2 protein-coding genes and 1 pseudogene are annotated in these 2,383 nt (G+C 37.7%); 1 reads left to right on the forward strand and 2 read right to left on the reverse strand.

The genetic code is table 11. The annotated features are described in order from the left end of the window. Positions 1 to 411: 411 nt before the first annotated feature. Positions 412 to 867, reverse strand: a complete 456-nt coding sequence (locus ABLA76_RS16195) for a DUF2326 domain-containing protein (RefSeq protein ID WP_348988708.1) — start codon at positions 865 to 867, stop codon at positions 412 to 414. A gap of 102 nt (positions 868 to 969) precedes the next feature. Continuing rightward, complete coding sequence (locus ABLA76_RS16200) at positions 970 to 2,085, reverse strand: hypothetical protein (protein ID WP_348988709.1); 1,116 nt, start codon at positions 2,083 to 2,085, stop codon at positions 970 to 972. A 48-nt stretch (positions 2,086 to 2,133) separates the two neighbouring features. Here ABLA76_RS16200 and ABLA76_RS16205 point away from each other — a divergent pair. Then, a pseudogene (locus tag ABLA76_RS16205) lies at positions 2,134 to 2,244 on the forward strand (IS5/IS1182 family transposase); the annotation flags it as partial. Between the last annotated feature and the right edge of the window lie 139 nt (positions 2,245 to 2,383).

Consider the following 2,383-nt stretch of genomic DNA (forward strand, 5'->3'; position numbering starts at 1 on the left):
ACAGATATTATAAGTATCCTGAAAAACCGGTCCATTCAATTTTAGAGGCCTTCCGATATGCGCGAAGAGCGGAAGTCAGCACTAATCAGCCAAAAAATGGCTACTAAAGCAGTGGCAATTCAAGCTGTGTAATCGATATCCGATGACATTCGACTAGATTTACTTGAAGACAACTCATTAATTAGATAGTTCGGTTGCACAAAGTCAGCCTAGTTAGCGGTATTATTTGACTGCTACGATCCGTAAAGGGTTAAGCTTGAAACTAGCGGTCGGTTTGTCAGAGTTGCTGTCCATTGGTTTTACATAGAACTTGTTTACTATAAGTTATTCATGCTGATTTTGAGTTTTTTATCATTGGCTATCTAAATAGTAACATTCTAGAAAAGGCTGCTAAATTAGCAGCCAGCGGCATTACAGTTTGAAGAATTTGTTATCTTGAGATAGTTCCAAAATGATGTAACGTTTATACTTCTGGTAATCTTCTTGAACTAGCTTATCAGACAGCATAGATACAATATGTTGCCCTGATAGTTTAATCGACTCGTCAAACATTTTGCGAACGTGTTGAATGTCGATTTCATCAATGGAATCGTGCAGTACAAAGTTAGGCCTCAAAGCTTGTTTGTCACAAACGGTCTTGATGTATGCTAGATCAAACGTAACAACTTCAAGTCTCTTTAATCCGCCTTCGTTGTTTGACTCCACATCGTCTACATGTGGGGCACATTCGCCTTTTTCTTGATCTAAATGGAGACTGAAGTTGTACTCAACACCATAAAAATAACGAGTGTAGTCTTTGAAGTTTTCGATGTATTTCTCTTCAAAAGAGGTTACGTTACTAAGCTCAGTTTCCAGTTCCCCTGACAACTCAGTTAAGCTTTGTCTTTCAAGTACCAGCTTTGAATCGATGTCATCTTTTTTGTCGATGATGGCTGTTAGTTTGGCTAACTCTTTGTCCAGTTTGCCAATTTACTTCATCGTGTCAGAAATCTCTTCTATTTTCTTTTTCGACTTAAGTTCGTCGAAAAGGCTCTGCTTCTGATTCTTTAGCTGACCGAATTTGACAGTTGCTTTTTCATATTTCTCTTGAAGCTTATCTAGCCCATGAGAAACAAACTCACGCTTAGTACTTAGAAGATGCTCATGGAACGCAAGTGCTTGTTGATAATCCTCAAGCGTGGATTCTATCTTAACCGATGCGTATTCATAAATTGTCTGCAACTCATCTAGCAAATGATGTTGTTCATTATTCTTGAGTATTTCATTGGTTTTGAAGATGTTTTTTATCTTTAAATCTAACGACAGTATTTCATCAGATAAGGAGTTTTGCTCATCATCAATCGTGTTGATTTTAGATACGATCTCTAGCTTATCGATCCCTTTTTCAGACGATAAGAGAGACTTTTCCAACTTAGCAATTTCTCGTTTTATTTTGAATATCGAGCCAACAATCTTGTCTTGAGAAATCACACTATTGAATGCTTTTAGGTTTCTTTCATAACCCCTGATTGTGGTCTTTAACCTATGGACTTTACTGAGTATTTCAGTGTCATTAAAGTTGAACAAATATAGAAAGACAGTATTGATATCCGACTTAGAAACGTTCCTACCGTTGTCAAAGTTAACTGTCTTTGTCATACGGTGTTGTGTTGTTCTAAAGAATTTCGGAGCAAGTTTTCTGATCGTTGGTTTAGCAGAGTAAACGTTGAAAATGCTACCCATGATATGAGAGATGTACTCTTTGCTTGTTACTTCGCGCCCATTCAAAATGTAGCTTTGTAGCTCTGCATCAGTAGAAAGTCTACGTTTGATAACGCTGTATTGATTGTCTAAACCTAGATATTCTAGTGATACGTATACTTTACTATTGGTGAAAAGCTGTTCAATCTCTTGTTTTGGTGTTTGAAACTCATCATCAATGTAGATAGGGTTAATTGAGCCATCAAACAAGTAGTCTAGAATTCTTCCTAAAGTTGATTTACCAACGCTGTTGCCAGGTGCATCAGATTCCTTTTTGCTTGTAATGATGTTTAAGTTGTCTAAAAACAGTATCTCTCGTCTTTCTTCACTGTCGATCTCTAACAACCTGTTCAGAGTCTTTACTAAAATACATTGAACCCTGATAATCTGAAGATGAGAAAAGTTTACCCCAGTGATATCACCCGTGAGCAATTTGAGCAGATGCGCCCTCTGCTTGAACAAGCCCGTAAACGAACTGCACCCCGTAAAATTGACCTTTACGAACGCGATGCTCAACTTTAGCCTCCTATGACATGGGCTTGTTGAAGCCAGTCGCGTTGACTTTTACCTTGTTTAAAATTAGCAAAAATGCCCAGTGTATGAGAAAGCAGTTTTCTGGCTATTCGATTACTCAAATGCCACA

The organism is Xenorhabdus sp. SGI240, from assembly GCF_040081915.1.
Classification (GTDB): domain Bacteria; phylum Pseudomonadota; class Gammaproteobacteria; order Enterobacterales; family Enterobacteriaceae; genus Xenorhabdus; species Xenorhabdus bakwenae.